3 pseudogenes are annotated in these 1,503 nt (G+C 68.1%); 1 reads left to right on the forward strand and 2 read right to left on the reverse strand.

The window, feature by feature from the left end:
* Positions 1-142 (forward strand): annotated as a pseudogene (locus tag MKK84_RS33195) (IS3 family transposase); the annotation flags it as partial.
* On the opposite strand, the pseudogene MKK84_RS33200 reads toward MKK84_RS33195, so the two are convergent.
* Positions 142-1,039, reverse strand: a pseudogene (locus tag MKK84_RS33200) (ATP-binding protein); the annotation flags it as partial. The pseudogenes MKK84_RS33195 and MKK84_RS33200 overlap by 1 nt on opposite strands.
* A 33-nt stretch (positions 1,040-1,072) precedes the next feature.
* A pseudogene (locus tag MKK84_RS36040) lies at positions 1,073-1,198 on the reverse strand (hypothetical protein); the annotation flags it as partial.
* Positions 1,199-1,503 lie beyond the last annotated feature (305 nt).

The raw sequence follows: 1,503 nt of genomic DNA on the forward strand, positions 1-1,503 counted from the left end.
ACCCCGCAGCCGCCTGTGGCTGAACGACGGCTCCTGCGTGCGGCTACGACCGCTTCACCGCAATCACGTCTGGAGCTTCGACTTCGTGCAAGCCCAGACGCACGATGGGCGCTCTCTGCGCATCCTGACGCTGATCGACGACAGCAAGTCGAAGGTCCGCCCCGCCTCGAACATGCGCAGGGCGTCCGCGCCGCCCGGGGCGTGAGAGACGTCGTATCCAAGCTCCCGCAGGGACTCTACCCAGCAGGCGCGCATGCGCTCGTCCTCCTCCACCACGAGGATGGTCTCGGTGCCGCGCGAGCCGCGTCCGGCCCGGAGCGGGGCTTCGGGCGGCGCCTCCTCTGCGCCGTGGAAGCGCGGGAGGTAGATCTTAAGCGTCGTGCCGTGACCGGCCTCGGAGTAGATCTTCACGTGGCCGCCCGATTGCCGCACGAACCCCAAGACTTGGCCGAGGCCGAGCCCGGTGCGCTTGCCGGGCGCCTTGGTGGTGAAGAACGGGTCGAACGCCCTGGCGACCACATTGGCGGCCATGCCGGTGCCGGTGTCCAATACCGCCACGAGCACGTACTGCCCGGACGCGATGTCGTGCTCGCGCCCGTAGTCGTCGTCGACGTGGGCGTTGTTGGTCTCGATGGTAAGCCGGCCGCCGTCCGGCATCGCGTCCCGGGCGTTGACGCCGAGGTTCAGGATCACGTTCTCCAGCTGGCTCGGATCGGCGTGGGCCTTCCACAAGGCCGGCCACCATGCGGTTCGCATCGATGGCCTCGGGCGCCAGGGGCTGCTGCCGTGAGAAGGCAAGCAGCCGGTGGGTCAGGGCGGCGGCCCTGCCCGCCCCGTCCAAGGCGGCGTCGACGTAGCGCCCAATATCGGTCTCGCCCTTGGCAAGCCGCCGCTCCAACAGGTTCAGGCTGCCGACGATGACCGCGAGCATATTGTTGAAATCGTGCGCGATTCCGCCAGTCGACTGCCCCACCGCCTCCATTTTTTGGGACTGCCGTAGCTGCCCCTCAGCGGCGCGACGCTCGGTCAGGTCGACGGCCTCGACCACCACGAGGGTGGTGGTGCCGTCGGGTCCCGGCACCGGGAGGAGTGCGAGCTCAAAGGTTCGCATCCCGTCCGGCAGCCGTGCCTCGATCTCCTCGCGGATGGTGGAACCCGCGGCCGCGGCTGCCGCCGAGGCCCGTAGCCTGTCGGACAATCCCGACGTCGCCGCGAACCACGGCCCTTCTCAGAACGGCTTGCCGACGACCTCGTCGAGCCGCCGTTCCACCACTCTCAAGGCCGTCTCGTTGACGTCGAGGACGGTGCCCTTGGGGCTCAGGAGTCCTTGCAGCTGGTAGATGGTCTGGAAAACGGTGCGCAGGTGTCAAAAGGCGTTGGAATGGGACCCCGGATCGGCGTGCAATTGGGACCCCTTCGCAAGCTGGGTACGGTACGGTGCGGCTGAGCTGATCCGACGTCCAGCTTTGGCGTCGTAGGCGCTGGCCTCAGGCGCGGTTCTTG

Origin of the sequence: Methylobacterium sp. E-065 (genome assembly GCF_022829605.1) — a bacterium.
In the GTDB taxonomy this organism is placed as follows: Bacteria; Pseudomonadota; Alphaproteobacteria; order Rhizobiales; family Beijerinckiaceae; genus Methylobacterium.